The organism is Winogradskyella sp. ABM4_392 (assembly GCF_056160445.1).
Window position 1 is genome coordinate 362,728 of sequence record NZ_JBSWXE010000003.1, and the last position, 25,606, is coordinate 388,333.

21 protein-coding genes are annotated in these 25,606 nt (G+C 33.7%); 13 read left to right on the top strand and 8 right to left on the bottom strand.

The genetic code is table 11. The annotated features are described in order from the left end of the window. Nucleotides 1-17: 17 nt before the first annotated feature. The 3 genes from ACXAFS_RS10370 to ACXAFS_RS10380 form a co-directional block, all read right to left on the bottom strand. A complete protein-coding gene (locus tag ACXAFS_RS10370) occupies nucleotides 18-923 on the bottom strand; it encodes a TolB family protein (RefSeq protein ID WP_475306797.1) in 906 nt (301 codons plus the stop codon). 17 nt (nucleotides 924-940) lie between these two features. After that, nucleotides 941-2,116 carry a GlmU family protein gene (locus ACXAFS_RS10375; protein ID WP_475306799.1) on the bottom strand — a complete coding sequence of 392 codons (1,176 nt, stop codon included), beginning with the start codon at nucleotides 2,114-2,116 and terminating at the stop codon, nucleotides 941-943. Between the two features lie 78 nt (nucleotides 2,117-2,194). After that, nucleotides 2,195-2,446, bottom strand: coding sequence for a type B 50S ribosomal protein L31 (locus tag ACXAFS_RS10380; protein WP_138434286.1), 252 nt, complete (start codon nucleotides 2,444-2,446; stop codon nucleotides 2,195-2,197). Between the two features lie 160 nt (nucleotides 2,447-2,606). Between ACXAFS_RS10380 and ACXAFS_RS10385 the strand changes: the two genes are divergently transcribed. The 4 genes from ACXAFS_RS10385 to ACXAFS_RS10400 all read left to right on the top strand — a co-directional run bounded on the left by ACXAFS_RS10385 (nucleotide 2,607) and on the right by ACXAFS_RS10400 (nucleotide 7,772). Continuing rightward, nucleotides 2,607-3,140, top strand: a complete 534-nt coding sequence (locus tag ACXAFS_RS10385) for a DUF4199 domain-containing protein (protein WP_475306800.1) — start codon at nucleotides 2,607-2,609, stop codon at nucleotides 3,138-3,140. Nucleotides 3,141-3,186: 46 nt separating this feature from the next. Continuing rightward, complete coding sequence (locus tag ACXAFS_RS10390) at nucleotides 3,187-4,140, top strand: glycosyltransferase family 2 protein (RefSeq protein WP_475306802.1); 954 nt, start codon at nucleotides 3,187-3,189, stop codon at nucleotides 4,138-4,140. 74 nt (nucleotides 4,141-4,214) lie between these two features. Then, entirely contained in the window at nucleotides 4,215-5,942 is a 1,728-nt protein-coding gene (locus tag ACXAFS_RS10395) for a phospho-sugar mutase (RefSeq protein WP_475306803.1), read from the top strand. 3 nt (nucleotides 5,943-5,945) lie between these two features. After that, nucleotides 5,946-7,772: an ABC transporter ATP-binding protein gene (locus ACXAFS_RS10400; protein ID WP_475306804.1), complete on the top strand. Its 1,827-nt coding sequence runs from the start codon at nucleotides 5,946-5,948 to the stop codon at nucleotides 7,770-7,772. Here ACXAFS_RS10400 and ACXAFS_RS10405 read toward each other — a convergent pair. Continuing rightward, nucleotides 7,769-8,833, bottom strand: a complete 1,065-nt coding sequence (locus ACXAFS_RS10405) for a hypothetical protein (protein WP_475306806.1) — start codon at nucleotides 8,831-8,833, stop codon at nucleotides 7,769-7,771. The two genes, ACXAFS_RS10400 and ACXAFS_RS10405, sit on opposite strands and share 4 nt — an antisense overlap. Nucleotides 8,834-9,221: 388 nt before the next feature. Between ACXAFS_RS10405 and ACXAFS_RS10410 the strand changes: the two genes are divergently transcribed. The 3 genes from ACXAFS_RS10410 to ACXAFS_RS10420 are packed head-to-tail and all read left to right on the top strand — an operon-like array spanning nucleotide 9,222 to nucleotide 10,830. Continuing rightward, nucleotides 9,222-9,764, top strand: a complete 543-nt coding sequence (locus ACXAFS_RS10410; protein ID WP_475306807.1) for an RNA polymerase sigma factor — start codon at nucleotides 9,222-9,224, stop codon at nucleotides 9,762-9,764. 56 nt (nucleotides 9,765-9,820) lie between these two features. Next, nucleotides 9,821-10,321, top strand: coding sequence for a hypothetical protein (locus ACXAFS_RS10415; protein WP_475306808.1), 501 nt, complete (start codon nucleotides 9,821-9,823; stop codon nucleotides 10,319-10,321). A 53-nt stretch (nucleotides 10,322-10,374) separates the two neighbouring features. Then, complete coding sequence (locus ACXAFS_RS10420) at nucleotides 10,375-10,830, top strand: sensor of ECF-type sigma factor (RefSeq protein WP_475306810.1); 456 nt, start codon at nucleotides 10,375-10,377, stop codon at nucleotides 10,828-10,830. Nucleotides 10,831-10,929: 99 nt separating this feature from the next. Here ACXAFS_RS10420 and ACXAFS_RS10425 read toward each other — a convergent pair whose 3' ends face one another. From ACXAFS_RS10425 to ACXAFS_RS10440, 4 genes are all read right to left on the bottom strand, one after another. Continuing rightward, nucleotides 10,930-12,012, bottom strand: coding sequence for a WD40/YVTN/BNR-like repeat-containing protein (locus tag ACXAFS_RS10425; protein ID WP_475306811.1), 1,083 nt, complete (start codon nucleotides 12,010-12,012; stop codon nucleotides 10,930-10,932). 134 nt (nucleotides 12,013-12,146) lie between these two features. Continuing rightward, nucleotides 12,147-12,602, bottom strand: a complete 456-nt coding sequence (locus tag ACXAFS_RS10430) for a Spy/CpxP family protein refolding chaperone (RefSeq protein ID WP_475306812.1) — start codon at nucleotides 12,600-12,602, stop codon at nucleotides 12,147-12,149. A gap of 6 nt (nucleotides 12,603-12,608) precedes the next feature. Continuing rightward, nucleotides 12,609-12,920 (bottom strand): hypothetical protein, encoded by a 312-nt coding sequence (locus ACXAFS_RS10435; protein ID WP_475306814.1) that lies wholly within the window; start codon nucleotides 12,918-12,920, stop codon nucleotides 12,609-12,611. Between the two features lie 43 nt (nucleotides 12,921-12,963). Then, on the bottom strand, nucleotides 12,964-13,542 hold the full coding sequence (locus ACXAFS_RS10440) for an RNA polymerase sigma factor (RefSeq protein ID WP_475306815.1): 579 nt from the start codon (nucleotides 13,540-13,542) through the stop codon (nucleotides 12,964-12,966). A gap of 147 nt (nucleotides 13,543-13,689) precedes the next feature. Between ACXAFS_RS10440 and ACXAFS_RS10445 the strand changes: the two genes are divergently transcribed. The 6 genes from ACXAFS_RS10445 to ACXAFS_RS10470 all read left to right on the top strand — a co-directional run bounded on the left by ACXAFS_RS10445 (nucleotide 13,690) and on the right by ACXAFS_RS10470 (nucleotide 25,605). After that, nucleotides 13,690-14,901 carry an RsmB/NOP family class I SAM-dependent RNA methyltransferase gene (locus ACXAFS_RS10445; protein WP_475306816.1) on the top strand — a complete coding sequence of 404 codons (1,212 nt, stop codon included), beginning with the start codon at nucleotides 13,690-13,692 and terminating at the stop codon, nucleotides 14,899-14,901. 3 nt (nucleotides 14,902-14,904) lie between these two features. Continuing rightward, nucleotides 14,905-16,752, top strand: a complete 1,848-nt coding sequence (locus ACXAFS_RS10450; protein ID WP_475306817.1) for an endonuclease — start codon at nucleotides 14,905-14,907, stop codon at nucleotides 16,750-16,752. Between the two features lie 144 nt (nucleotides 16,753-16,896). Continuing rightward, nucleotides 16,897-20,559: a phosphoribosylformylglycinamidine synthase gene (purL, locus tag ACXAFS_RS10455; RefSeq protein ID WP_475306819.1), complete on the top strand. Its 3,663-nt coding sequence runs from the start codon at nucleotides 16,897-16,899 to the stop codon at nucleotides 20,557-20,559. 299 nt (nucleotides 20,560-20,858) lie between these two features. Continuing rightward, complete coding sequence (locus ACXAFS_RS10460; RefSeq protein WP_475306820.1) at nucleotides 20,859-22,631, top strand: AMP-dependent synthetase/ligase; 1,773 nt, start codon at nucleotides 20,859-20,861, stop codon at nucleotides 22,629-22,631. Nucleotides 22,632-22,741: 110 nt separating this feature from the next. Next, complete coding sequence (locus ACXAFS_RS10465) at nucleotides 22,742-23,200, top strand: MarR family winged helix-turn-helix transcriptional regulator (RefSeq protein WP_475306821.1); 459 nt, start codon at nucleotides 22,742-22,744, stop codon at nucleotides 23,198-23,200. Beyond that, nucleotides 23,197-25,605, top strand: coding sequence for a 3-hydroxyacyl-CoA dehydrogenase/enoyl-CoA hydratase family protein (locus tag ACXAFS_RS10470; RefSeq protein WP_475306823.1), 2,409 nt, complete (start codon nucleotides 23,197-23,199; stop codon nucleotides 25,603-25,605). The genes ACXAFS_RS10465 and ACXAFS_RS10470 overlap by 4 nt, the downstream gene beginning before the upstream one ends. The last annotated feature ends 1 nt before the right edge of the window (nucleotide 25,606 follow it).

The following is a 25,606-nucleotide window of genomic DNA, read 5'->3' on the forward strand; positions in this document are numbered from 1 at the left end:
ATACCTGTAGGTTATAATTAAAACTTCTCAAAATAATACAAATCATCACCGCCTTCACCTTTATAACGTCTTGATGAAATGTAACCTGTAGTAAGATCATCATTTAAGAAAAAAGAAAAGTCGTCTCCTCTACTGTTTATAGGCTCTTCTAAGGATTTTGGTTCTTGTTCTGAATCATCAGAATCTAAATCGTAAACATAAATATCTAAACCGCCTTTACCACCTCTTCTATCCGAAGTAAAATACAGTTTGTTATCTGAGCTCACAAACGGGAATATTTCAGTCCGTGATGAATTGATATTTTCCCCTAAACTTGTCACTTCACCATAAGTTTCATGATTAGAAACTGAAACCTTATATAAATCTGATTTTCCTTTAGTTCCTTTTACATCTGCAATAAAATAAAGTGTATTTCCATCTGGACTCAGTGCAGGATGTGCATAGTTATTGTCTGGCTCACAGAATGGTAAGGTTTCAAAATTTGTCCAACCTTTTCCTTCTTCATATTCGGCACGCTGAATTTGTAAGTTATAGGTCTCCACACCCTTTAACTTGTTAGTACCTTTATCAAGATGATTGGTTGTAAAGTACATATACTTGCCGTCTTTAGAGAAAGTAGCCGAAGACATATTGAAACGTCCTAATTCTGTTTTTACGATTGGTTGTTCGTCTTTTATTTCTCCATCTTCACTTAATGGTGCTTCATACATAATGTAAATAAAACCGTCGTACTTATCTTTTATTGGCCGACCTCTTTTTGTTGTAAGGTTGTGACTAAAAAACACCTTATCACCAACCACACGAGCTGCAAAATGATCTAACTCTGTATTAATCTTCAATTTTTTTACTTCAACATCTTCACTTTGTGAAAATCCGAAAGTAAAACTCAATAAAGCTATAAGTAAGGTAAATTTGGTTTTCATTTGTAAATATTTTATTGTTACTCCCTTCTGTATTGTTTTGTCTCTTCAAAAACGTGCTCTAAAATGGCTTTATCTTTATCTGTAAATTCTTCATTTCTTCTTGCCATAACCACTTCTGCCACTTCAAATGCTTTGTTAGTTTTATAGGTTACAAAACCTTTGCTGCCTCCCCAAGAAAAACTTGGCACGAAATTGCGTGGAAACCCACTTCCAAAGATATTAGAACTTACTCCAACAACTGTACCAGTATTAAACATCGTATTGATACCACACTTGCTATGGTCGCCCATCATTAAGCCACAAAATTGTAAACCTGTTTTAGCAAAGCCACCTGTTTGATAATTCCAGAGTCTTACTTCAGCATAGTTGTTTTTAAGATTGCTATTGTTGGAATCTGCTCCTATATTACACCATTCACCCAATACCGAGTTTCCTAAAAAACCATCATGTCCTTTATTGGAAAAACCAAAAATTACAGAGTTGTTTACTTCGCCACCCACTTTACTATGTGGTCCTACTGTAGTTGGTCCATATATTTTGGTTGCTAATTTTAGTGTTGCGTTATTACAAAGCGCCAAAGGCCCTCTAACAACAGTGCCTTCCATAATTTCTGCATCTTTACCAATATATATTGGACCTGAACTTGCGTTAAGCGTTGCAAAATTGAGCTTTGCTCCTTTTTCAATAAAGATATTTTCAGGGTTTAAGGTTTTTACAGTTGCAGGAATCGGCTCAGACTTTCGTCCATTTGTAATTAGACTAAAATCCTCTTCTATAGCATCACCATTCTTAGAAAAAATATCCCAAGTGTTTTCAATCTTTAATATGTCACCTTCAAATTCAAGAGCCTCAAAATTTGAAAAATCGCTCACCTCCTCGCCTTCTTTGGCAAAAAACGCAATAACATCTTCACCTTTAAAAAGTGCTTGGTTATCACTTAAGTTTTTAATTAGCTCAACAACTTCCGTATTTGGCAAGAAAGAAGCATTAATCATTATGTTTTCTTCCATTTCTACCATTGGGAACTTATCCGACAAATAATCCTCAGTTACCGTCGTTGTTGTATATTCTAAAAAGGATTCCCATTTCTGACGAATCGTTAATATGCCTACTCTAATGTCTGCCACAGGTCTGGTATATGTAAAAGGTAAGAGGTTGTCTCTGTACGGTCCGTCAAAAAGTATGTAGTTCATTTTAAATTGAATTTATGTAAAAATAAAAAAAGCCTTTCTACAAAAGAAAGGCTTTTTAATTTATCTAAACAACTAAGATTATTTCTTAAACTTAGCGTATTTGTTTTTAAATTTATCAATACGACCAGCTGTATCTACTAATTTAGATTTACCAGTGTAGTAAGGATGAGAAGTTCTAGAAATTTCCAATTTTACTAATGGATATTCAACACCATCAACCTCAATAGTTTCATTTGTCTCTGCAGTAGACTTAGTTAAAAATACCTCGTCGTTAGACATGTCTTTAAATGCTACTACTCTATAATTTTCTGGATGTATTCCTGCTTTCATCGCTATATACTTTAAATAATTTCGATTTTTTCGAGGTGCAAATTTAAGCAAATTTTATAATTCTACAATCTTTTTCAAAATTTTTATTTCACCTTTTAGTGTAACAATTTAGTATCTTTGAGTACTAACTAGACAATTAACTAATAAAATCAACCTTATTATGGAAAAATCTTTTAAATCCTCTGCAACTCAATACGGCTTATATCTTGCATTGATTCTTACTTCATTTACAGTAATTGGATATGCTGCTTATTTAGATTTATTTACCAAATGGTGGTTTGGAATTGGCCAAATGCTGTTGGTAATTGTTTTTGGTATTATTTCGGCAGTTAAAGCTAGAAGTATTATGGGTGGCTATATTACATTTAAAGATGCATTTACAGCTTTTTTCTTAACTATTGCAATTGGTATTGTAATACCTGCACTTGTCGGTTTAGTTATTTTTAATTTTGTAGATCCAGAAGCGGCTACAGTACTTCAAGAAAAAATTGTAGAATCTCAACTAAGAATGATGGAGAATTGGGGAGCACCTCAAGAATCAATAGATGAGGCTCTTAAACAGTTGGAAGCTCAGGGAAGCTTTTTTACTGTGTCGAACTCATTAAAATCTATCGCATACCAACTTATTGGATTTAGTGTTGTAGGTTTAATTGTAGCGTTAGTAGTTAAAAAGTCAGACCCTAACGCTGCTTAAATAATTTCGTTTATTTTTGAAGTCTATAAATTAGACCTTTAAAAATATGAATATATCAGTAGTTATACCACTACTTAACGAAGAAGAATCTTTAAAAGAATTACACGATTGGATTGTATCTGTGATGCAATCCAATTCGTTTTCTTATGAAATTCTATTTATAGACGATGGTAGTACTGATAATTCTTGGAAAGTGATTTCGCAACTTGCTGAAGCCAATACCAATGTAAAAGGAATTCGTTTTTTAAAAAACTTTGGGAAATCTCAGGCTTTACATGCTGGTTTTGCGGCTGCCAAAGGAGGTGTTGTTATAACTATGGATGCAGATTTACAAGATAATCCTGATGAAATTCCTGAGTTATACGACATGATAACCAATAAAGGTTTTGACCTTGTTTCTGGCTGGAAAAAGAAACGTTTCGACTCCGTAATTACAAAAAACCTACCCTCTAAACTTTTTAATTGGGCTGCAAGACGCACTTCTGGTGTGAAACTTCACGATTTTAACTGTGGACTTAAAGCTTACAGCAACACTGTTGTAAAACATATTGATGTTTATGGCGAGATGCATCGCTACATTCCTGTTTTGGCCAAAAATGCTGGCTTCACTAACATTGGTGAAAAAATTGTAAAACACCAAGCCAGAAAATATGGACACACTAAATTTGGAATGAATCGTTTTATCAATGGATTTTTAGACCTTATTACTATTTGGTTTGTTTCGCGCTTTGGTAAACGTCCTATGCATCTTTTTGGTGCTCTTGGTGTTGTAATGTTTATCATTGGTTTTGGATTTGCTTTTTATTTAGGCTTAGATAAACTATTCTTTAATCCAACAGGAAGGCTCATAACGGATAGACCACAATTTTACATTGCACTATCAACAATGATTATAGGATCGCAATTATTTATAGCAGGCTTTTTGGGAGAACTTATTTTACGATCTAAACGTCAACAGCAACGTTATTACATTAAGGAAGCATTAAATGTTTCTGAATAACATGCAATAATCTATTTAGATTCAATTGTGCATGCCCAAGTTTTTTTACATTTGTATAACAATTATTTTTACCTATGATTTATATAAAACCAGAAATATTAGAACGCGTAAACACTTGGTTAACATCATCTTTTGACGAAGAAACTCAAGATCAAATTAAAAATATGATTGCTTCTGACCCAAAAGGATTGGAAGAAAGTTTTTATAAAAATTTAGAATTTGGTACTGGCGGAATGCGTGGTATAATGGGTCTTGGCACCAACCGTATTAATAAATATACACTAGGAAAAAACACACAAGGTCTTAGCAATTATTTAAATCAGGTTTTTTCTAGTGAACAAGTAAAAGTAGCTATTGCTTACGATTGTAGACACAATAGTAACACCTTTGGCAAAGTGGTTGCTGATGTATTTTCTGCTAATGGTATTCAGGTTTATTTATTTGAAGACTTAAGACCTACACCAGAGCTATCTTTTACACTTAAACATTTAGGTTGTCATTGTGGAATTGTTTTAACCGCATCTCATAATCCACCAGAATATAATGGCTATAAAGTGTACTGGCAAGATGGTGGACAATTAGTTCCGCCACAAGATGGAGAAATTATAGCAGAAATAAACAAGTTAGATTATTCTGAGATTAAGTTTGATGCGAATACAGATTTAATTCAATATATAGGCAAGGATGTTGACGATGTATTTATTAATTCATCTATTAAAAATGGAAGCTTTAATACATCTTCAGAGGCTAAAGAAAATTTAAACATCGTTTTCACATCGCTTCATGGCACATCTATCATGGCAATACCCGAAACGTTAAAACGTGCTGGTTATACTAATGTAAATATTGTTGAAGAACAGAAAGATCCTAACGGAGATTTCCCTACTGTGGTTTCACCAAATCCAGAAGAGCCAGAAGCCTTAAAAATGGCTATGGAATTGGCAGAAAAAGTAGATGGAGATATTGTTATTGGTACAGATCCAGATTGCGACAGATTAGGTGTTGTGGTAAGAAACCTAGAAAACGAATTGGTTATTCTAAACGGTAACCAGACTATGGTTTTAATGACCGATTTCCTTTTAAAACAATGGAAAAAAGAAGGTAAAATAAATGGAAATCAGTTTGTAGGTTCTACAATTGTTTCTACTCCAATGATGTCTGTTTTAGCCAACGCTTACGATGTAGAATGCAAAATTGGCTTAACAGGTTTTAAATGGATTGCCAAAATGATAAAAGACTTCCCTGAACAAGATTTTATTGGTGGTGGTGAAGAAAGTTTTGGTTTTATGGTCGGTGATTTTGTGAGAGATAAAGATGCTGTAACCTCTACCCTCTTAGCTTGCGAAATTGCTGCACAAGCTAAAGCAGAAGGCAAAACTTTATACGAAAAACTAATAGATCTATATGTTAAGCATGGTTTCTTTAAAGAGCGATTAATATCGCTTACTAAAAAAGGTATAGAAGGTGCTGCAGAAATTAAGCAAATGATGGTTGATGCCAGAAACAATCCTTTAAAAGAAATTAATGGAGAAAAAGTGGTGCTTATTGAAGATTACCAAACTTCAATTTCTAAAAACCTTCAAACTTTAGAAGAAACGACTATAGATGTACCAAAGTCTAATGTATTAATCTACTATACAGAAGAAGGTAGTAAGATTGCTCTTAGACCAAGTGGTACAGAGCCTAAAATTAAATTCTATATAAGTGTTAATACAGATCTTGACAATGTGTCTGCTTTTAAAGAAACGGAGCAGTTATTGGAAAGTAAGATTGATGCTATCCTTAAGGATATGAATTTATAGTACATGGATTACATAAAAAAATTAATACCCTTTGCGCTACCTTATAAAAAGTACGCATACCTTAATATATTTTTCAACATACTGTATGCTTTATTTAGCACACTATCTTTTGTAGCTCTTATTCCCGTATTTAAAGTAATATTTAGTGACCAACGTGTAGTAACGCAAAAACCACAATGGGAAGGTTTTTTTAAAGCTCAAGAATTTGGTGAAAATTATTTAAATTACTTTATAACAGATCGTATTGATAAGTATGGTGATTTTAAGGTTCTTATGATGATGGTAACAATTATTATAAGTATGTTCTTACTCAAAAATTTATCAAATTACTTAGCGATGTACTTTATTACATTTTTAAGAAACGGTGTGCTTAAGGACATTAGAAACAGTTTGTTTCACAAAATCGTAACACTTCCACTTGCTTTCTATTCAGAAAAAACAAAAGGTGACACCATGTCTAGAGTTAGTGCAGATGTTAATGAGGTAAGAAATTCTTTCTTAGCAATACTTGAAATGATTGTAAGAGAACCACTCACTATCTTGTTTTCTCTAATCACAATGCTAATTTTAAGTTTAAAACTAACCCTATTTGTTTTAATCTTTATACCTATTTCAGGAATTATTATCTCTAAAATTGGAAAATCTCTAAAAAAAGGATCATTAAAAGTTCAAAATGAACAAGGTGTACTCTTGTCTATCTTGGAAGAAACAATGGGTGGACTTCGCATTGTTAAAGCATTTAATGTAGAAAACATGTTTTCAAAAAAGTTTGAAAACAGTAATGATAAGTTTTACAAATATTCTAACCGACTTCTTAACCGTCAAAACTTAGCTTCTCCGGTAAGTGAACTTTTAGGAATTATAGTCATAGGAATATTACTTGTATATGGTGGCTACCTTGTTTTTGTAGATAAGACAATGGACGCTAGTTTCTTTGTTGGATATATAACATTAGCATATAATATTCTAACTCCTGCCAAGGCAATTGCCAAAGGTAGTTATAGTGTAAAACGAGGAAATGGTGCAGCTAATAGGATTTTAGAGTTTTTAGAAACAGAAAACACAATAAGTGAAATAGACAATCCTGTTGAAAAAAGTAATTTTGAGGACAAGATAGTTATCGATAATATTTCGTTTAAATATGAAAATGATTACGTACTCAAGAACTTTAATTTAAACGTTCCCAAAGGAAAAACTGTTGCATTGGTTGGACAATCTGGTAGTGGCAAAAGTACCATAGCTAATCTTGTAACTAGGTTTTATGATGTAAATAAAGGTAACATTTTGGTTGATGGTATTAACATCAAAAATCTATCAAAAAAATCTCTAAGAGGTTTGATGGGACTTGTAAACCAAGATTCTATTTTATTCAATGACACAGTAGCAAATAACTTAAAAATTGGAAAAGAGGATGCTTCTGAACAAGAAATTATGGAGGCACTAAAAATTGCTAATGCCTGGGAATTTGTAAAGGACTTGCCACTCGGTATAGAAACTAATATAGGTGATGGTGGCGGAAAACTTTCTGGAGGGCAAAAACAACGTTTGAGTATTGCGCGTGCAGTACTGAAAAATCCTCCAATCATGATTTTAGATGAAGCTACTTCTGCATTAGATACAGAAAGTGAACGCTTAGTTCAAGATGCATTAGAGAATATGATGAAGAACAGAACATCTATTGTTATTGCACATAGACTATCTACTATTCAAAATGCAAACTTAATTGTGGTAATGCAAAAAGGTGAAATTGCTGAACAAGGTACACACTCTGAATTAATTGCAAAAAATGGCGTTTACAAGAAACTTGTAGAAATGCAAAGTTTTGATTAATTACTTTTTATTTGTTCAATTTCAAAGTAGGTTTTTCCACTAAAACCATCAATGGTAATATTACTAGTATCTGTTCTTACAAAAATTTCAACATAACCAGATGCAGCTAATTCAACAATACAGTTAACAGACCTTACAACATCACCAACACTATGATGATTATGTGTTGACTCTTGATAAATAGTGCCGTTAACAAAAACAGCTATACCATAATAATTGGTGTTAGATTGTGCTAATGTGTGAAAACCTGCGTTAATTTTGTAATAACCAGCTTCAGTTGCAGTAAATCTGTAGTCCATAGCAGAGTCAAACTCTCCGTTAGTATCAAAAACTTCTGAATCAAAACTTATTTTTTGCCATGTTCCTACACTAGCAGTAAAATTCTGATTTGCAGACCTATTCACCCTAACTACAGATAAAGAAGAGTTATCATTATTATCTTCCCAAGTAACAACTCCAGCAGCGTCTGTCTGCATTATCTGTCCATCAGTTCCTCTAGACTCAGGTAAGATATAGTTATCAGTTGTTGTTTGACCGATAGAAAACTTACCACCAATAAAATAACCAGAATAAATATCGTTATTAGCAGCAGAACCATCAACAGTACTGTATACTCCAAAAACATTGGCTGTATTACCTGCATTTGTTATATCCGCATACAAACCATAACTATTACTGTTAACACCTGTAGATAGTCCTAGTTCAGCATAAACACCATACATATCTGTTGTAGTTGCTCCTGTACCTGGCTTAAAAACCTCAGTATAAATCCCATAGCGATTGGCAGTTCCAGCACCAGAAACATTATTATAAATACCAAATTTTGCTGCAGCACCACCTATTGCAGGTGTACTAGAGTTTGTTAAGTGTAATGAATACGTGCTTTGGGTTGTAGAAGCAGATGTGCTATTAACATCTACTTGCACACCCTTACGCTCAGATGTTGCTGTTGCCTCTGTTACTACATCTAACTGTGCCTGTGGGTTTGTAGTACCAATACCTACTTGCGCAAAAATACATGTGGTGAAAACCAGTGAAAAAAGTAGGGAATAAATTTTCATTGCTTATTAATCTTATAGATAGAATAAACCAATGTACGATTTTTCATTAAAAATCTAAAAATATAATCGAGGTAACTACAAAAACATCAGCTAAATAGAAAAGTTAATACCATTAAAAAAGGATGCATGTAAGACACACATCCTTTCATTTTTGTTACCAGATTTGGGGAAACTGATAACAGTTAATAGGTTAAGCTGTGTCAAACATATAACAAATAAATCTACAAAACAAGAAAAAAATGCTTTTTATCGTATTTTTTTGCTTTTTATCGATATTTTACATTCTTAACTATTGTTTATCAGACAGTTACAAATTATATGTGAATAATAATTTTTTCAACATTAAACTTTTGCTAATTTCAGTGGTCTAAATACCAAAGTATTTTACTTGATAAACGAAACGGATTTCATATTACGTCTCAAAGACCCTATATCTAAAGAAGCCGCTTTTAGAGAACTTCTAAGTCTCTATAAAGAGCGTCTGTATTGGCATATCCGAAAGATTGTAATTTCTCATGATGATGCAGATGATGTTTTACAAAATACATTCATTAAGGTATATCGTAGTATAGATAAATTTAAGGGAGACAGCAAGTTATACTCTTGGTTATATCGCATTGCTACAAACGAATCTATTACACACATCAATAAAAACGCAAAGCGTCTACAGATATCAAATGAAGAACATCAAAATTTAGCAATTAATAATCTTACTGCAGATGTTTATTTTGAAGGTGATGAAATTCAATTAAAATTACAAAAAGCTATAGCATCACTTCCACAAAAACAGCAACTCGTTTTCAATATGAAATATTTTGATGATCTTAAATACAAAGAAATTGCAGAAATTTTAGAAACCAGTGAGGGAGCTTTAAAAGCCTCATACCATATAGCAGTAAAAAAAATAGAAAGCTTTTTAACTTCAGATTAAACCATTTTATTATTTTAAAGTCATAGAAATGGGTACTGAAATAAGTTTAGCATAAAGTGAAAAAAGAAAAATTACATAACATTAAATCTAGTGGTTTTAAAACACCAGAGAATTACTTTAAAGCTTTTGACGACAAACTCTTTGAACGTCTTAATATTAAGGAAAGTATTGAAGGTGTTAATGATTCTGGTTTTAAAGCACCAAAGGATTATTTTGAATCGTTAGAAGATAAAATCTTAAGCAAGTTAGAGGATAAGCCTGTTGTTAGACTAAACACTAGAAAGACATTATACTATGTAGCTGGTATTGCGGCTTCTCTTCTATTATTGTTTGCGATTTTCATAAACAATGGTGGCGAAACGCAAGAGTTATCTGCAGAAATGGTTGAAACGTACTTTGAAAACAGTGTTTTAGACAGTTATGAGTTGGCTGAATTATTGATTAATGCAGATATTCTTGAAGAAGATTTTACTATAGTAGAGACTGACTACAAAGAAGAAAACTTAGAGTCATACCTTTTAGAAAACACAGATATTGAAACAATTTTACAACAATAAAAATATTATAATGAAATCGAAGATTCACGAATTCTTCGTAAAATTTAAAAGACATGAGTAAACAATTAATCCCAATACTAATTTTACTTGTAAGCTTCACAGGCTTTGCCCAACGAGGTGGTGAAATTCAAGAAAAAATAAAAGCACAAAAAATAGCATTTATAACAGACAAACTCGAACTTACAAGTGAAGAAGCACAACAATTTTGGCCAATTTACAATGAGTTTGAAGCCAAGGTAGAAAAGATTAAATCCGAAGATTTAAGACCTTTAAAAAATGAAATGCGTCAAGGAGATGTTAGCGATAAACGTGCTGGTGAAATTTTAGATAAACTTCTTGAGGCAGAAACAGAAATGCACAATGCTAAGTTAGAACTTGTGGAAAATTTAAAAACAGTTATATCTGCTAAAAAAATAATTATGCTTAAAGTGGCAGAAGACCAATTCAATCAGAAACTTTTAGATAGATTAAAAGAGTTTAGGGAACGTAGACAAAACAGACGAAACTAAAATTCATCTGTCATTCTGAATTTATTTCAGAATCTTATTTCATAGGTTTCTTATAAGTTTTAGAATCTGAAACGAGTTCAGATTGACAAAAAAACCTTTTTATTCTCTAAAAGTCAGCTTACTTATACGTCCTTTTCCAGCTGCATATGCTATAGAATCGTTTAAAAATCTAATGGTATAAAAACCTTCGTCACTGAGATGCTTCCATGTGTCACCAGAGTCATTACTGTAATCAATACCTTTAAAACCTATGGCTACTAACTCCTTAGCATTAGAATTTGGGATGTACTGCACACAGCTTCTGTAACCTGGTCCTTTACCGTTAGCCACAACTTGCCAGGTTTTGCCACCATCTTTGGTTCTTATTTTATTATTTAAAGTATCGTTAGCTTTGGTATAATCACCACCAATAGCAAATCCATTGGTTTCATCGTAAAAATCTAAAGAATACATACCTGTTGTTTCTTTACCTTGAATAATTGGTGTCTCAAAAACGTCCCAGGTTTTACCCTTATCTGGCGAATATAAAATCCGACTTGCCTTGCCTCCTGTGGCTACCCAAGTATGGTCTCCAACTATTGAAATGTTGGTATCACTCGCAGCAAAAGCTGCTTCTCCTTCTTTTGCTTTTGGTAAATCATCACAAGAGAGTTTATTCCAGCTCTCACCGCCATCTCTAGTGATGATGATACTCATACAATCATCTGTTGGGTCGCCAATAGCAATACCTTCTTGATCATTCCAAAAGTCCATAGAATCATAGAATGCTTTTGGGTGAGTTTCCTGATAAACGATTTTGTTTTTTTCAAAATCAATATCTAGGCTATATACTAAAGCAGGTGAGCCAATAGATACTCCGTAACCATTATTTGAAGTAATTGCCAAAGATCTAAAGTTAGGTGTAATAGAATCAGTCTTTAAAGAAACTTCAAAGAACTTAGGCAATTCAGCTTGTTGATCAGAGCCTATCTCTTCATTAACAATAGCTCCCAAATCACCTTTTGATGTAAGATAAACCAACCCAAGAGTATCAACGACTTCAATAGCCCTAATACTCAATAACGAATCTTTCAATAAAGTTTCAATCTCAACCTTTGAAAAATTTCTTTGCTCTACATCCTTTTTAAATTTACCAAAACATAAACTCAATACAACCAAGCAAAATATCACCAAAAATCTCATACTTTCAATTTTCCTTAAAAATAGAAAAGCTTCGCGATATATTCGCAAAGCCTTTCAAATTAACAATAATCAATCAAATAAAAGTTTCCATAATTTGTCTATCGACAAATTCAAAGACAAATTATAGAACTAACTCAGTCTCTTTTTTTAGACTTACCTCTTTTTCCACGACGCTCTATAGCATCATTTATAATTTTAGAAAGTTGTGCTTTCTGCTTATCGTTGCATATTTCTCTAACATCTCTAAAATGCTTATACATTTCTAAGTCTTTGTTTTTCTCCTCTAGTGCAATTAAATCTACAACAGAATCTAAAAAAGCTTCTGATATTTCCTGTTCTCCTACATTAGAATATATTTCCTTTTTAAGTTCACTTATTCTTTTAGAATGGGATTTCATCTTATCAAAATGCTTACTTCTTAGCGCATTATAAGTTTCTTGCTGTTCTTGGTTAAAGTTCAGCTCTTCAACCATAGAAAAACGAGGTTTATGGTCTTTATGCCCAAATCTTCCTACATGATGAAAAATAAAAAACACATTAGACAGAAAAAGTACAATAAGTAGTATGTATAATATAGTTTGCTTTTTCATATTTAATTAATTAAAAATAGAAGTATACGTTTCATCACCAAAATCATACGTGTCAACAAATTCTTCAACTGTTGAATTATACTCTTCAGAAGTTAGTATTTTAAACGCATATATATTAAGTAAAACGACAACTATTAACGTTGCAATCTGAAACTTAGGAGTAAACCAAGCCCAAACCCTTTGAGTTTCTTCGCTCTCAACGGTTAAATTGTTCAATATTCTATCCTTAAGAAAAGGAGACACCCTCACCTCTTGGATAGTGTCTACGGTATTTAGCGTAGCGTTTACTTTTTTGTTAATCTCAGAATCTTTCATCATAAATCATTTGATATTTAGATGCATAAGTTTTAAAAAACTTGTGCTACATTTCATTTTTGTAATAGTCATATAATAACTGTTGAAGATTTTTCTTTGCCCTAAACATTAGAGACTCAACAGAAGACACACTTTTATCTGTTATATCTGCAATCTCTTGATAACTTTTACCATCGATCTTGTGTAATGTAAAAACTGAAGCCTGATTTTCGGGCAAACTGTTAATAGCCTTAAACAGTGTTTCGTTTAATTCTTTGTTTTCTAATAAAAATCCAGGATGGTTAAACTCAGTAAAATAATTAGTCTTGTCTATTGAAAAATCTTCACTAAATAATGGTTTTAAAAAACCTGTTCGCTTTTTGGTGTTCTTTTTTCTTAAGAACTCCAAACACTTATTTGTGGTAATTTTATAAATCCATGTAGAGAGTTTAGAGTTTCCCTTAAACTTAGAGATAGAATTATAGACTTCTAAAAACACTTCTTGCACTAAGTCCTCGGCATCTTCCTTGTTAGGCACAAAAGAAATACATGTACCAAAAACTTTCTGCTGATAATTATCTATAAGTTGAGAAAATACAGCTGTATTTCTTCTTTTTAGTTCTTCTATGATTTCTATTTCTTCCAAATTGTGTTTAAGAAATTACTGCAATTTAATTGAGATGCTTAAACAAGCAAAAACTTGTTCTCTATTTTTCTATTTAAAAAACACTTTACATTTATTACTGTAGTACATCTCAACTTTTATACTACCTTTGCATGCTAATTTTTTGCAATGCGATTACACAGAAATTTATGTTTTGCGGTTATTGATGGTTTACACAAAATCTTCAATGAAAATGAATATGCAGACAAAGTGGTTCAACAATTACTAAAGCGCGACAAACGTTGGGGAAGTCGAGATAGAGGTTTTGTTGCAGAAACTGTGTACGAAATTGTAAGATATAAACGATTATATTCTGAAATTGCTGATGTAAAAGCCCCTTATGACAGAGACAATCTTTGGAGAGTTTTTGCTGTTTGGGCAACGCTTAAAGGTATTAGACTTCCTGATTGGAAGTATTTCACTGATACTCCAACACGAAAAATTAAAGGGCGTTTTGATGAGCTTTCTAAAATTAGAAAGTATCGTGAATCTATACCAGATTGGATGGATGACTTAGGAGTGAAAGAATTAGGTGAACAAATCTGGACAGAGGAAATTGCCATGCAAAACGAGCAGGCAGATGTTATCTTGAGAGTAAATACTTTAAAGACCAACAAAAAAGATTTACAGCTTAAACTACAGTCTGAAGATATCGAAACCGAAGTTTTACCAGATCATCCTTGGGCTTTAAAACTTACTAAACGTGCTAATGTTTTTAAAACTGAAGCCTTTAAAAATGGTTGGTTTGAAGTGCAAGATGCTTCATCACAGTTAGTTGCTGACTTTTTAGATGTAAAATCAGGCATGAAAGTTGTAGATGTATGTGCAGGTGCTGGCGGAAAAACATTGCACTTAGCATCTCTTATGGAAAATAAAGGTCAAGTTATTGCAATGGATATTTACGAGAGTAAATTAAAAAAGCTAAAAGTAAGAGCACGACGTAATGGAGTCCATAACATTGAGATGAAAGTCATAGACTCTACAAAACCAATAAAAAAGCTTCATGGCAAAGCAGATCGGCTTTTAATTGATGCGCCATGTTCTGGTTTAGGAGTGTTAAGACGAAATCCAGATGCCAAGTGGAAGCTTGAGCTAGAGTTTATAGAAAACATAAAAAAAACACAATCTGAAGTATTAGAGCAATACTCAAAAATGGTGAAATCTGGCGGAAAAATGGTCTATGCCACCTGCTCTATTTTACCTTCTGAAAATGAAAAACAAGTTGAGAATTTCTTACACTCAGAAAGTGGAAAAGAATTTAAACTAATAAAAGACAAAAAAATATTAGCCCATAAATCTGGTTACGATGGATTTTATATGGCCTTATTAGAAAAGAACTAAAAGATGAAGCATTTTTACACACTACTTACTACTTTTTTAACTTTCAGCATTGGTATGGCTCAAGTACCTGCAAACTACTATGATTCTGCAGACGGACTTACAGGCTATGCTCTAAAAACCCAATTAAAGAATATTATAAGTAATGGACATGTAGACCAAGGTTACGGTTCCCTTTATACAGGTTACCAAACAACCCACTCTGATAACATCTCAGAAAGTGGATATGAAAATGATAACACAGTATTATTATTTTATACCGAAAACCCAAATGGAGCTGACCCTTACTCATACAACCATGGTCAAGATCAATGTGGTAATTACAATGCTGAAGGAGTCTGCCATAACAGAGAGCACCTTGTACCACAATCATCTTTTGGGAGTTCATCACCTATGCAAAACGACATACACCATGTAATACCAAGTGACGGATTTACAAATGGTCAAAGAGGCAGTTTACCATTTGGCACTGTTGGATCAGCAAACTGGACTTCACTAAACGGATCTAAACGTGGTAACAGCAACGTTACTGGATACTCAGGACTAGTTTTTGAGCCTATAGACGAATTTAAGGGTGATATTGCCAGAGCCTTATTATACTTTGCTGTTCGTTACGAAGACAATGTAGATTCTTACAGTTGGGAAATGTTCAACGGTACAGAAAATCAAGTATTTGAGAATTGGGCCTTAGACATGCTTTTAGATTGGCATAATAATGTAGATCCTGTTGACGCAAGAGAAATAGCTCGTAATGATGCAGCTTATAATTATCAAGGCAATGCAAATCCTTTTGTCAACCATCCAGAATACGTAAATTTAATCTGGAATCCTAGTCCAGATACAGAAGCACCAACTGACCCAACCAACTTGGTAGCTTCAAATCCAACAGATAATAGTATAGACTTAAGCTGGACGGCTTCTACAGACAATGTTGCTGTAGCCTCTTATGATGTTTATATTGGTGGCGCATTTGCATTTAATACGGGTAACACTAATACAAATACAACAGTAACTGGTTTACTTCCCGATACAAATTATTGTTTTACTATAAAAGCCATTGATACATCTAACAACGAATCTGGTTTTAGTAATCAAGATTGTGAAACAACAACCGACAATGGCTCTTCTGGTGGAGATATTGATATTTTCTTTTCAGAATATATTGAAGGTTCTGGCAATAACAAAGTTTTAGAAATAGCTAATTTTACTGGTTCTACAATAAACCTATCCATCTATACACTAAAATTAAGCACTAATGGAAATGCAGCTTGGGGTTCACCTTATAACTTTCCATCAAGTTCAACTATTGCAAATGAAGATGTCTTTGTAATAGCAAATGGTGGTTCTACAGTTTGTACAGCAGAGTATGATGACCTCAACAATGCCATAACATCCTTTAATGGTAATGATGCCATAGGACTATTTAAAAATGACGTACTGATAGATATCCTTGGCGACTTTAACAGTAGCGACAACTACGCACAAAATACCACATTGATCAGAAAGCCAACAGTAGATAGACCAACCACAACTTTTAACATTAGTGAATGGGATAGTTTTGCTTCTAATAACTGTGATGATTTAGGAACTCACAATCAAACTTTAAATACTGAAAACTATACTGATAAAAAATTATCTATATATCCAAACCCAGTAAAATCAAATCTAAATATCAATTTAGCTAATGAAGAACAAACTATAATTGAAATTTTTGATGTTTTAGGAAAGCGAGTATATAGCAAAAAATTATTGAGTTCAGGAAGTATAAATCTTCAAAACCTAAAAACCGGAGTTTACATCATTAAGTTCACTCAAAAAAACAAAACAGTCAGTAAAAAACTAATTAAGTCCTAACTTAAAAGAGCAGCAAAAAAGCTGCTCTTTTTTTTGTTTAAAACTTGTTGAATAAGTCTTTCCTTTAGCACTAAATAAATAACACGATATTGTCAAAATAAACTAACTTTGTGTTTTATTTTTTAAACAAAACACAACACATAAATGATTCATTTCTTTGGAAACCAAAACAGCAAAGTATTTGCTGTTCAAGCAACAAAAGAATTATCAACAGAAACCATCTCAAAACTAGTATGGTTATTTGGCGACCAGCCAAAAATAGAACAAGCATCGGTAGATGCTTTTTTTGTTGGTCCTAGAGCAGCAATGATAACGCCTTGGAGTACAAATGCTGTAGAGATTACGCAAAACATGGGAATTTCTGGCATCATCAGAATTGAAGAATTCATTTCTACGTCTGAAAATTTTAAAGGGTACGACCCAATGATTTCTGAAAAATTTTCAATCTTAGATCAAGACATTTTCACCATTAATATTAAGCCTGAAGCTATTCAAAATATTGAAGATATTTCAGCATATAACCAACAAGAAGGTTTAGCGCTCAGTGACGAAGAAATTGAATATCTTGAAGGTGTTTCAAAAAAGATTGGTCGCCCATTAACAGATTCTGAAGTATTCGGATTCTCACAAGTGAACTCAGAACACTGTCGCCATAAAATTTTCAACGGAACTTTTGTTGTCGATGGCGAAGAAAAACCGACGTCATTATTCAAAATGATTAAGGAAACATCGAAGCAAAATCCAAATGATATAGTTTCTGCATACAAGGATAATGTTGCCTTTATTAAAGGACCTGTTGTAGAACAGTTTGCACCAAAACGTGCTGATATTCCAGAATATTATCAAACCAAAGATTTTGAATCTGTAATTTCATTAAAAGCAGAAACACACAACTTCCCAACAACTGTAGAACCTTTTAATGGTGCTGCAACAGGTTCTGGTGGAGAAATTAGAGACAGACTTGCTGGTGGTAAAGGGTCTATTCCTTTAGCAGGAACAGCCGTTTATATGACATCATATTCGCGTTTAGAAGAAGAGCGTCCTTGGGAAAAAGCGTTTCCTGAGCGCAAATGGTTGTACCAAACTCCAATGGATATTCTCATTAAAGCATCTAACGGAGCTTCTGATTTTGGAAATAAATTTGGCCAACCTCTTATTTGTGGTTCTGTTTTAACCTTTGAGCATCAAGAAGGCACTGATAAAATCGGCTACGACAAAGTAATTATGCAAGCTGGTGGTATTGGTTACGGAAAAGCAGATCAAGCCATAAAAGATATACCAAAAGCAGGTGATAAAATCGTAATTCTTGGTGGTGACAATTACCGAATTGGTATGGGAGGTGCTGCAGTATCTTCGGCAGATACAGGTGAATTCGATTCTGGTATTGAGTTAAATGCCGTTCAGCGTTCTAACCCAGAAATGCAAAAACGTGCTGCCAATGCTGTTCGTGGCATGGTTGAAAGTGATGAAAATTCAATCGTTTCTATCCACGATCATGGTGCTGGTGGACATCTTAATTGTTTATCAGAACTTGTTGAAGATACTGGTGGACACATTGATTTAGATAAATTACCCATAGGTGACCCTACCCTTTCTGCAAAGGAAATTATTGGTAACGAGTCTCAAGAACGCATGGGATTAGTCATTTCGGAAAAGCACTTAGACACACTACACAAAATTGCAGACAGGGAACGTTCACCAATCTACGATGTTGGTGAAGTTACAGGTAAGCATCGTTTTACTTTTGAATCTAAAACCAATGGTGACAAACCGATGGATTTAGCTCTAGAAGATATGTTTGGCAGTTCACCAAAAACAATAATGACAGATGTTACTGTAGACAAACTATTTTCTGGTATTTCTTACGATACAGATAAGTTTTACGATTACTTAGACCAAGTTTTGCAACTTGAAGCTGTGGCTTGCAAAGATTGGCTTACAAATAAAGTAGACCGTTGTGTTGGTGGAAAAGTTGCCAAACAACAGTGTGCTGGTCCGTTACAACTACCATTAAACAATGTTGGTGTAATGGCTTTAGATTATAAAGGAAAAGAAGGCATTGCCACGAGTATTGGACACTCACCTATCTCAGGATTAATAGATCCTGTTGCTGGTAGTCGTAATTCTATTACAGAAGCCCTAACAAATATAATTTGGGCACCATTAAAAGACGGTTTACAAAGCGTTTCGCTTTCAGCCAACTGGATGTGGCCATGTAAAAACGAAGGTGAAGATGCACGCTTGTATGAAGCAGTAAAAGCTGTTTCAGAATTTGCAATAGATTTAGGTATTAACGTACCAACAGGAAAGGATTCATTATCTATGAAACAAAAATATCCTGATGGTGATGTAATTTCTCCTGGTACAGTTATCATTTCTGCTGCTGCTAATTGTAATGATATTTCCAAGGTGGTAGAACCTGTTTTCAAGAAAGATAAAGGTGATATTTATTACATCAATATTTCTCAAGACGACTTTAAACTTGGTGGTAGTTCGTTTGCGCAAATCAATAATAAAGTTGGTAACACCACGCCAAAAGTAAAAAGTGCTGAGTATACCAAAACTGTGTTTAACACTATTCAGCAATTAATAAAAGACAATAAAATTGTAGCTGGTCATGATGTGGCTTCTGGTGGTTTAATTACTACTTTGCTCGAAATGTGCTTTGCAGATAACAATCTTGGTGCAGAATTAGACATTACTACATTTGCTGAAAAAGATTCAATGAAGATTCTATTTGCTGAAAACGCAGGTATTGTTATTCAATCTACAGACAATAGTATAGAAAACACATTATCTAAAGCAGGAATTATCTTCCATAACATTGGAAAAGTGACTGATGCTGATGTATTGAGCATCATTAACGGAAGTGACGTATTTACGATGACGATTTCTAGGTTAAGAGATATGTGGTACAAAACCTCATTCCTACTCGACCAGAAACAAACCGCTAATGGTTTAGCTAAAGCGCGTTACAACAACTACAAACAGCAACCTCTTCAATACACATTCCCAAGTCATTTTACAGGTAAATTGCCTAGTATTGACAGTAGTAAACCAAGACCAAAAGCAGCAATTCTACGTGAAAAAGGAAGTAACTCTGAACGCGAAATGGCAAATGCTATGTACTTAGCTGGTTTTGATGTTAAAGATGTACACATGACCGATTTAATTTCTGGTCGTGAGACTTTAGAAGACATTCAGTTCCTTGGTGCTGTTGGTGGTTTCTCAAACTCTGATGTTTTAGGATCTGCTAAAGGTTGGGCTGGTGCTATTAAATACAATGACAAAGCCAACGAAGTCATTAAAAATTTCTTTGAAAGAGAAGACACGCTCTCTGTTGGTATTTGTAACGGTTGCCAATTATGGATGGAACTAGATCTTATTAATCCAGAGCACGAACAGCATGGTAAAATGGTACACAATGATTCTCATAAACACGAGAGCTCATTTACGTCTGTGAAAATTCAGGAGAATAACTCTATTATGTTTTCAACGTTAGCAGGTAGCACATTAGGTGTTTGGATTTCTCATGGTGAAGGAAAATTTAGCCTTCCTTATGCTGAAGATCAATACAATATTGTAGCAAAATATGGTTATGCAGAATATCCTCATAATCCAAATGGTTCAGATTTTAACACAGCTATGATGACTGATAAAACAGGAAGACATTTGGTGACTATGCCACACATTGAGCGTTCTACATTCCAATGGAACTGGGCTAATTATCCTGATGGACGACAAGATGAAGTATCGCCTTGGTTAGAAGCTTTTGTAAATGCCAGAAAGTGGATTGAAAACAACTAATAATAAGTCACTTATAAAAAGAGTATTTATTATCTTTGCGTATTACGTGGTACTTTTTTGCTAACGATATTGTTTAATTACTTAGGGTTATTACTTAAATTTGTTAGTAGTTAGGGTGAAAAGTATCATAATGAAAAGGGCTTCTTTTATTTGAAGCCCTTTTTTATATCAATTTAATTGAAGTAAATTAGAAGAGCAAACAAAATTTTTAATGCGATTTATTTTTATACTCCAAAATAATTAACCCTATATTTGTTATTTTCGCAAAAACCCCTAATATTTTTTGCTGATTTTAGATTATGACAGACGTTACACGCCTTTTTGATTTTCCTCACTATCAATTAAAACATAAACCAAATGCTAAAGCATTGGTTACTAAATATAATGGTGAATGGACACCTATGTCTACTCAAGAATATGTTAATAAAGCGAACGCTATTAGTCGTGCACTATTAAGATTAGGTGTACAAAAAGATGATAAAATTGCTGTTATTTCCTCAACAAACAGAACCGAATGGAATATTATGGATATTGGAATTTTGCAATTAGGTGCGCAAAACATTCCTATTTACCCTACGATTTCAGCAGAAGATTATGAGTATGTTTTAAACCATAGTGAATCTATTTTTTGTTTTGTTTCAGATGAAGAAGTCTTAGAAAAGGTTAGAAAAGTTCAATCTAATACCAAGTTAAAGGATGTATATTCTTTTAATCATATAGAAGGCTGCAAACATTATTCTGAATTATTTGAACTTGGAAAAGACGAAAGTAACCAATCAGAAGTAGAAACAAGAAAAGACGCTGTAAAACCAGAAGATTTAGCTACTATCATTTACACTTCTGGTACAACAGGAAGACCAAAAGGTGTTATGCTATCTCACTGGAACATTACTAGTAATGCATTAGATGCGTCAAAACGGCTACCTATTATTGATGGTGAAACTAGAGTGCTTAGCTTTCTTCCAATATGTCATATTTTTGAACGAGTACTGATTTATATATATCAATATGCTGGTACAAGTGTTTATTTTGCAGAAGGATTGGATAAAATTGGAGATAACGCAAAAGAGATTAAACCTCACTTAATGAGTGTTGTTCCTAGACTTTTAGAAAAGGTTTTTGATAAAATTATGCTTAAGGCAGATGAACTCACTGGTATTAAACAAAAATTATTCTATTGGGCAGTAGAATTAGGTGAAAAATGGGAGCCTTATAAAGCAAATGGCCCATGGTATGAGTTTAAACTAAGCATTGCAAACAAACTTATTTTTAGTAAATGGAGAGAGGCTTTAGGAGGTGAATTAACAACAATGGTTTCTGGCAGTGCAGCACTTCAACCACGATTATCTCGAGTTTTTTCAGCCGGACAAATGCAAGTTATGGAAGGTTATGGTCTTACCGAAACCTCACCAGTAGTCTCTGTAGGAATGTACAGAGATAAACACTACAAAGTTGGTACTGTAGGTAAGCCAATTGAGAATGTAGAGGTGAAAATAGCTGAAGACGGAGAAATCTTAATTAAAGGACCAAACGTTATGATGGGTTACTATAAAGACCCAGAAAAAACAGATTCTGTAATGACTGGCAAATATTTTCACACAGGTGACAAAGGCATTATTGATGAAGATGGTTTCTTGAAGATTACAGGTCGTAAAAAAGAAATGTTTAAAACTTCTGGAGGAAAATATATCATACCAACTCTTTTAGAAAATGATTTAAAACAGTCTTTATTTATTGAGCAAGTTATGGTTGTTGGTGAAGGCGAGAAAATGCCTGGCGCTATTATTCAACCAAATTTTGAATTTATTAAAGATTGGATTGATCATAAAAACCATAACATAGGCAAATCTGAAAAAGAAATTGCAACTTCTGAAATAGTTATAAATCGTATTCAAAAAGAAGTTGATAAATACAATAAAAACTTTGGAAAGTGGGAACAAATAAAGCGTTTTGAACTTACTCCTGAAGCTTGGACTATTGATGATGGTCACCTCACACCTACTATGAAAATGAAACGTAGCGTTATTAGAGAGAAATATGACGCTTTATACGAAAAAATTTACCGACCATAACACATAACCCTTCGTAGGTTAGATTTTAAAATACTATGCACGCATAATTTTTTTACATTTATTATGCGTGCATAGTATTTTTTATTATATTTGAATCTAACTAAAAAATAATGAAGGATAAAACAATAGATTATGTACTGAGAACCACTTGGTTGGCAGTAAATAAAATGTATAACGAAGAGGCCTCAAAGTTTGATACAACGATGGCAACTGGTTTCGCTTTGCTAAGTATCGATCCAGAAAATGGTACACCTTCTACCTCTCTTGGTCCTAAAATGGGAATGGAAGCTACAAGCCTTTCGCGCACATTAAAAACTATGGAAGAAAAAGGGCTAATTGAACGCAAGCCTAATCCAGAAGATGGTCGAGGAGTTCTTATTCACTTAACTGAGTTTGGTAGAGAAAAACGAGCCTATTCAAGAGAACGCGTATTAACCTTTAACGACGCTATTAAATCAAATATAAGTTCTGACAAAATTGCTCACTTCTACGAAGTAGCTGAGCTTATCAATAATATGATTTCTAATAAAAAAATATACAATCAAAAAGAACACACATTAAAACAATGAGCAAACGTAGAATAAAGAAAATTGCCATCATTGGTTCTGGTATTATGGGAAGCGGTATTGCTTGTCACTTTGCCAATATTGGTGTAGATGTCTTATTATTAGACATTGTTCCTAGAGAACTAAATGATAAAGAAAAAGCACAAGGACTTACTTTAGAAGACAAGGTTGTGCGCAATCGCTTAGTTAATGATGCTCTTACTGCATCTATTAAATCTAAACCTGCACCACTATACCATCCATCTTTTAAAAATCGTATTACAACAGGAAACTTAGAAGATGATATTGCAAAAGTTGCTGATGTAGACTGGATAATGGAGGTTGTTGTAGAGCGATTAGATATTAAACAACAAGTTTTTGAAAAGCTTGAAAAGTACAGAACACCTGGTACTTTAATAACCTCTAACACATCAGGTATTCCTATTAAATTTATGAGTGAAGGCCGAAGTGAAGATTTCCAAAAACACTTTTGTGGTACTCACTTTTTCAATCCAGCGCGTTACTTAAAGTTATTCGAAATTATTCCAGGCCCAAAAACCGATGATTCAGTATTAGAGTTTTTAAATGGTTATGGAGAGCAATTCTTAGGAAAAACTTCTGTTGTTGCTAAAGATACTCCTGCTTTTATTGGTAATAGAATTGGTATTTTCAGTATCATGAGTCTGTTTCACACAGTGAAAGATTTAGACTTAACTATTGAAGAAGTAGATAAATTATCTGGCCCTGTAATTGGTCGTCCAAAATCTGCAACATTTAGAACCGTAGACGTTGTTGGTTTAGACACTCTAGTTCACGTAGCAAACGGTATCAGAGAAAACTGTCCTAACGACGAACGTCATGAGTTATTTGCCTTGCCAGATTTTATCAATACCATGATGGAAAACAAATGGTTAGGAAGCAAAACAGGTCAAGGATTCTATAAAAAAGCTGTTTCTAAAGATGGTAAAAAAGAAATTTTATCACTAGACCTTAACACACTTGATTATAGAGATAAAAAACGTGCAAGTTTTGCAACTTTAGAATTAACTAAAACTATTGATAAAGTTGTAGATCGTTTTAAAGTATTAGTAAAAGGAAAAGATAAAGCAGGTGAATTCTACAGAAAGAGTTTTGCAGCTTTATTTGCTTATGTTTCTAATCGTATTCCAGAGATTACAGACGATTTATATAAAATTGATGACGCTATGAAAGCTGGGTTTGGTTGGGAACATGGTCCTTTCCAGATTTGGGATGCCATTGGTGTCGAAGCTGGTATTGAAATGATGAAAGCAGAAGGTTTAGAACCAAATGCTTGGGTTAACGAAATGTTGGCATCAGGTAGTACTTCATTCTACACCGTTAAAGACGGAGCTTCTTATGCTTACGATATTCCTTCAAAATCACAACAAAAAATTCCTGGTCAGGATAGTTTTATCATCTTAGACAATATCAGAAAATCTAAAGAAGTCTTTAAAAACTCTGGAGTTGTAATTGAAGACTTAGGTGATGGTATCTTAAACTGCGAATTCCAATCTAAAATGAACACCATTGGTGGTGACGTTTTAGCAGGATTAAACAAAGCTGTGGATTTAGCAGAAAAAGATTTCGAAGGTTTAGTTATTGGTAATCAAGGAGCTAATTTCTCTGTTGGTGCTAACATCGGAATGATTTTTATGATGGCTGTTGAGCAAGAGTATGATGAGCTTAATATGGCTATTAAGTATTTCCAAGACACAATGATGCGTATGCGTTATTCTTCAATCCCAACCGTAGCTGCACCTCATGGTATGACCTTAGGTGGTGGCTGTGAGTTATCCATGCATGCAGACAAAGTTGTAGCTGCTGCAGAAACTTACATTGGTTTAGTAGAGTTTGGTGTTGGTGTTATTCCTGGCGGTGGAGGCTCTAAGGAGATGGCGTTGAGAGCGCAAGATGTATTCCATAAAGGTGATGTAGAGCTTAATGTATTACAGGAGTATTTCTTAACTATAGGTATGGCTAAAGTTGCAACCTCAGCTTACGAAGCTTTTGATTTAGGAGTACTTCAAAAAGGAAAAGATGTTGTGGTGGTTAACAAAGACCGTCAGATTGCAACCGCTAAAGCACATGCGAGACTATTGGCAGATGCTGGTTATACTCAACCTGTAAAACGTAAAGATATAAAGGTACTTGGTAAACAAGCTTTAGGTATGTTCTTAGTAGGAACAGATTCTATGGAAGCTAGTCACTACATCAGTGAGCACGACCAAAAGATTGCTAATAAACTGGCTTACGTTATGGCTGGCGGAGATTTATCAGAGCCTACTCTAGTTACAGAACAATATTTACTTGACTTAGAGCGTGAGGCATTCCTTTCGCTTTGTACAGAGCGTAAAACGCTAGAGCGTATTCAGCACATGCTAAAAACAGGTAAACCATTAAGAAATTAAA

Bases quoted from the DNA above. Each gene is read 5' to 3' on its own strand.
- ACXAFS_RS10465 (WP_475306821.1), top strand. From the start codon at position 22,742: ATGAAGGATAAAACAATAGATTATGTACTGAGAACCACTTGGTTGGCA.
- ACXAFS_RS10450 (WP_475306817.1), top strand. From the start codon at position 14,905: ATGAAGCATTTTTACACACTACTTACTACTTTTTTAACTTTCAGCATT.
- ACXAFS_RS10470 (WP_475306823.1), top strand. From the start codon at position 23,197: ATGAGCAAACGTAGAATAAAGAAAATTGCCATCATTGGTTCTGGTATT.
- purL (WP_475306819.1), top strand. From the start codon at position 16,897: ATGATTCATTTCTTTGGAAACCAAAACAGCAAAGTATTTGCTGTTCAA.
- ACXAFS_RS10435 (WP_475306814.1), bottom strand. From the start codon at position 12,920: ATGATGAAAGATTCTGAGATTAACAAAAAAGTAAACGCTACGCTAAAT.
- ACXAFS_RS10425 (WP_475306811.1), bottom strand. From the start codon at position 12,012: ATGAGATTTTTGGTGATATTTTGCTTGGTTGTATTGAGTTTATGTTTT.
- ACXAFS_RS10370 (WP_475306797.1), bottom strand. From the start codon at position 923: ATGAAAACCAAATTTACCTTACTTATAGCTTTATTGAGTTTTACTTTC.
- ACXAFS_RS10375 (WP_475306799.1), bottom strand. From the start codon at position 2,116: ATGAACTACATACTTTTTGACGGACCGTACAGAGACAACCTCTTACCT.
- ACXAFS_RS10395 (WP_475306803.1), top strand. From the start codon at position 4,215: ATGATTTATATAAAACCAGAAATATTAGAACGCGTAAACACTTGGTTA.
- ACXAFS_RS10385 (WP_475306800.1), top strand. From the start codon at position 2,607: ATGGAAAAATCTTTTAAATCCTCTGCAACTCAATACGGCTTATATCTT.
- ACXAFS_RS10390 (WP_475306802.1), top strand. From the start codon at position 3,187: ATGAATATATCAGTAGTTATACCACTACTTAACGAAGAAGAATCTTTA.
- ACXAFS_RS10460 (WP_475306820.1), top strand. From the start codon at position 20,859: ATGACAGACGTTACACGCCTTTTTGATTTTCCTCACTATCAATTAAAA.
- ACXAFS_RS10445 (WP_475306816.1), top strand. From the start codon at position 13,690: ATGCGATTACACAGAAATTTATGTTTTGCGGTTATTGATGGTTTACAC.
- ACXAFS_RS10405 (WP_475306806.1), bottom strand. From the start codon at position 8,833: ATGAAAATTTATTCCCTACTTTTTTCACTGGTTTTCACCACATGTATT.
- ACXAFS_RS10430 (WP_475306812.1), bottom strand. From the start codon at position 12,602: ATGAAAAAGCAAACTATATTATACATACTACTTATTGTACTTTTTCTG.
- ACXAFS_RS10420 (WP_475306810.1), top strand. From the start codon at position 10,375: ATGAGTAAACAATTAATCCCAATACTAATTTTACTTGTAAGCTTCACA.
- ACXAFS_RS10380 (WP_138434286.1), bottom strand. From the start codon at position 2,446: ATGAAAGCAGGAATACATCCAGAAAATTATAGAGTAGTAGCATTTAAA.
- ACXAFS_RS10400 (WP_475306804.1), top strand. From the start codon at position 5,946: ATGGATTACATAAAAAAATTAATACCCTTTGCGCTACCTTATAAAAAG.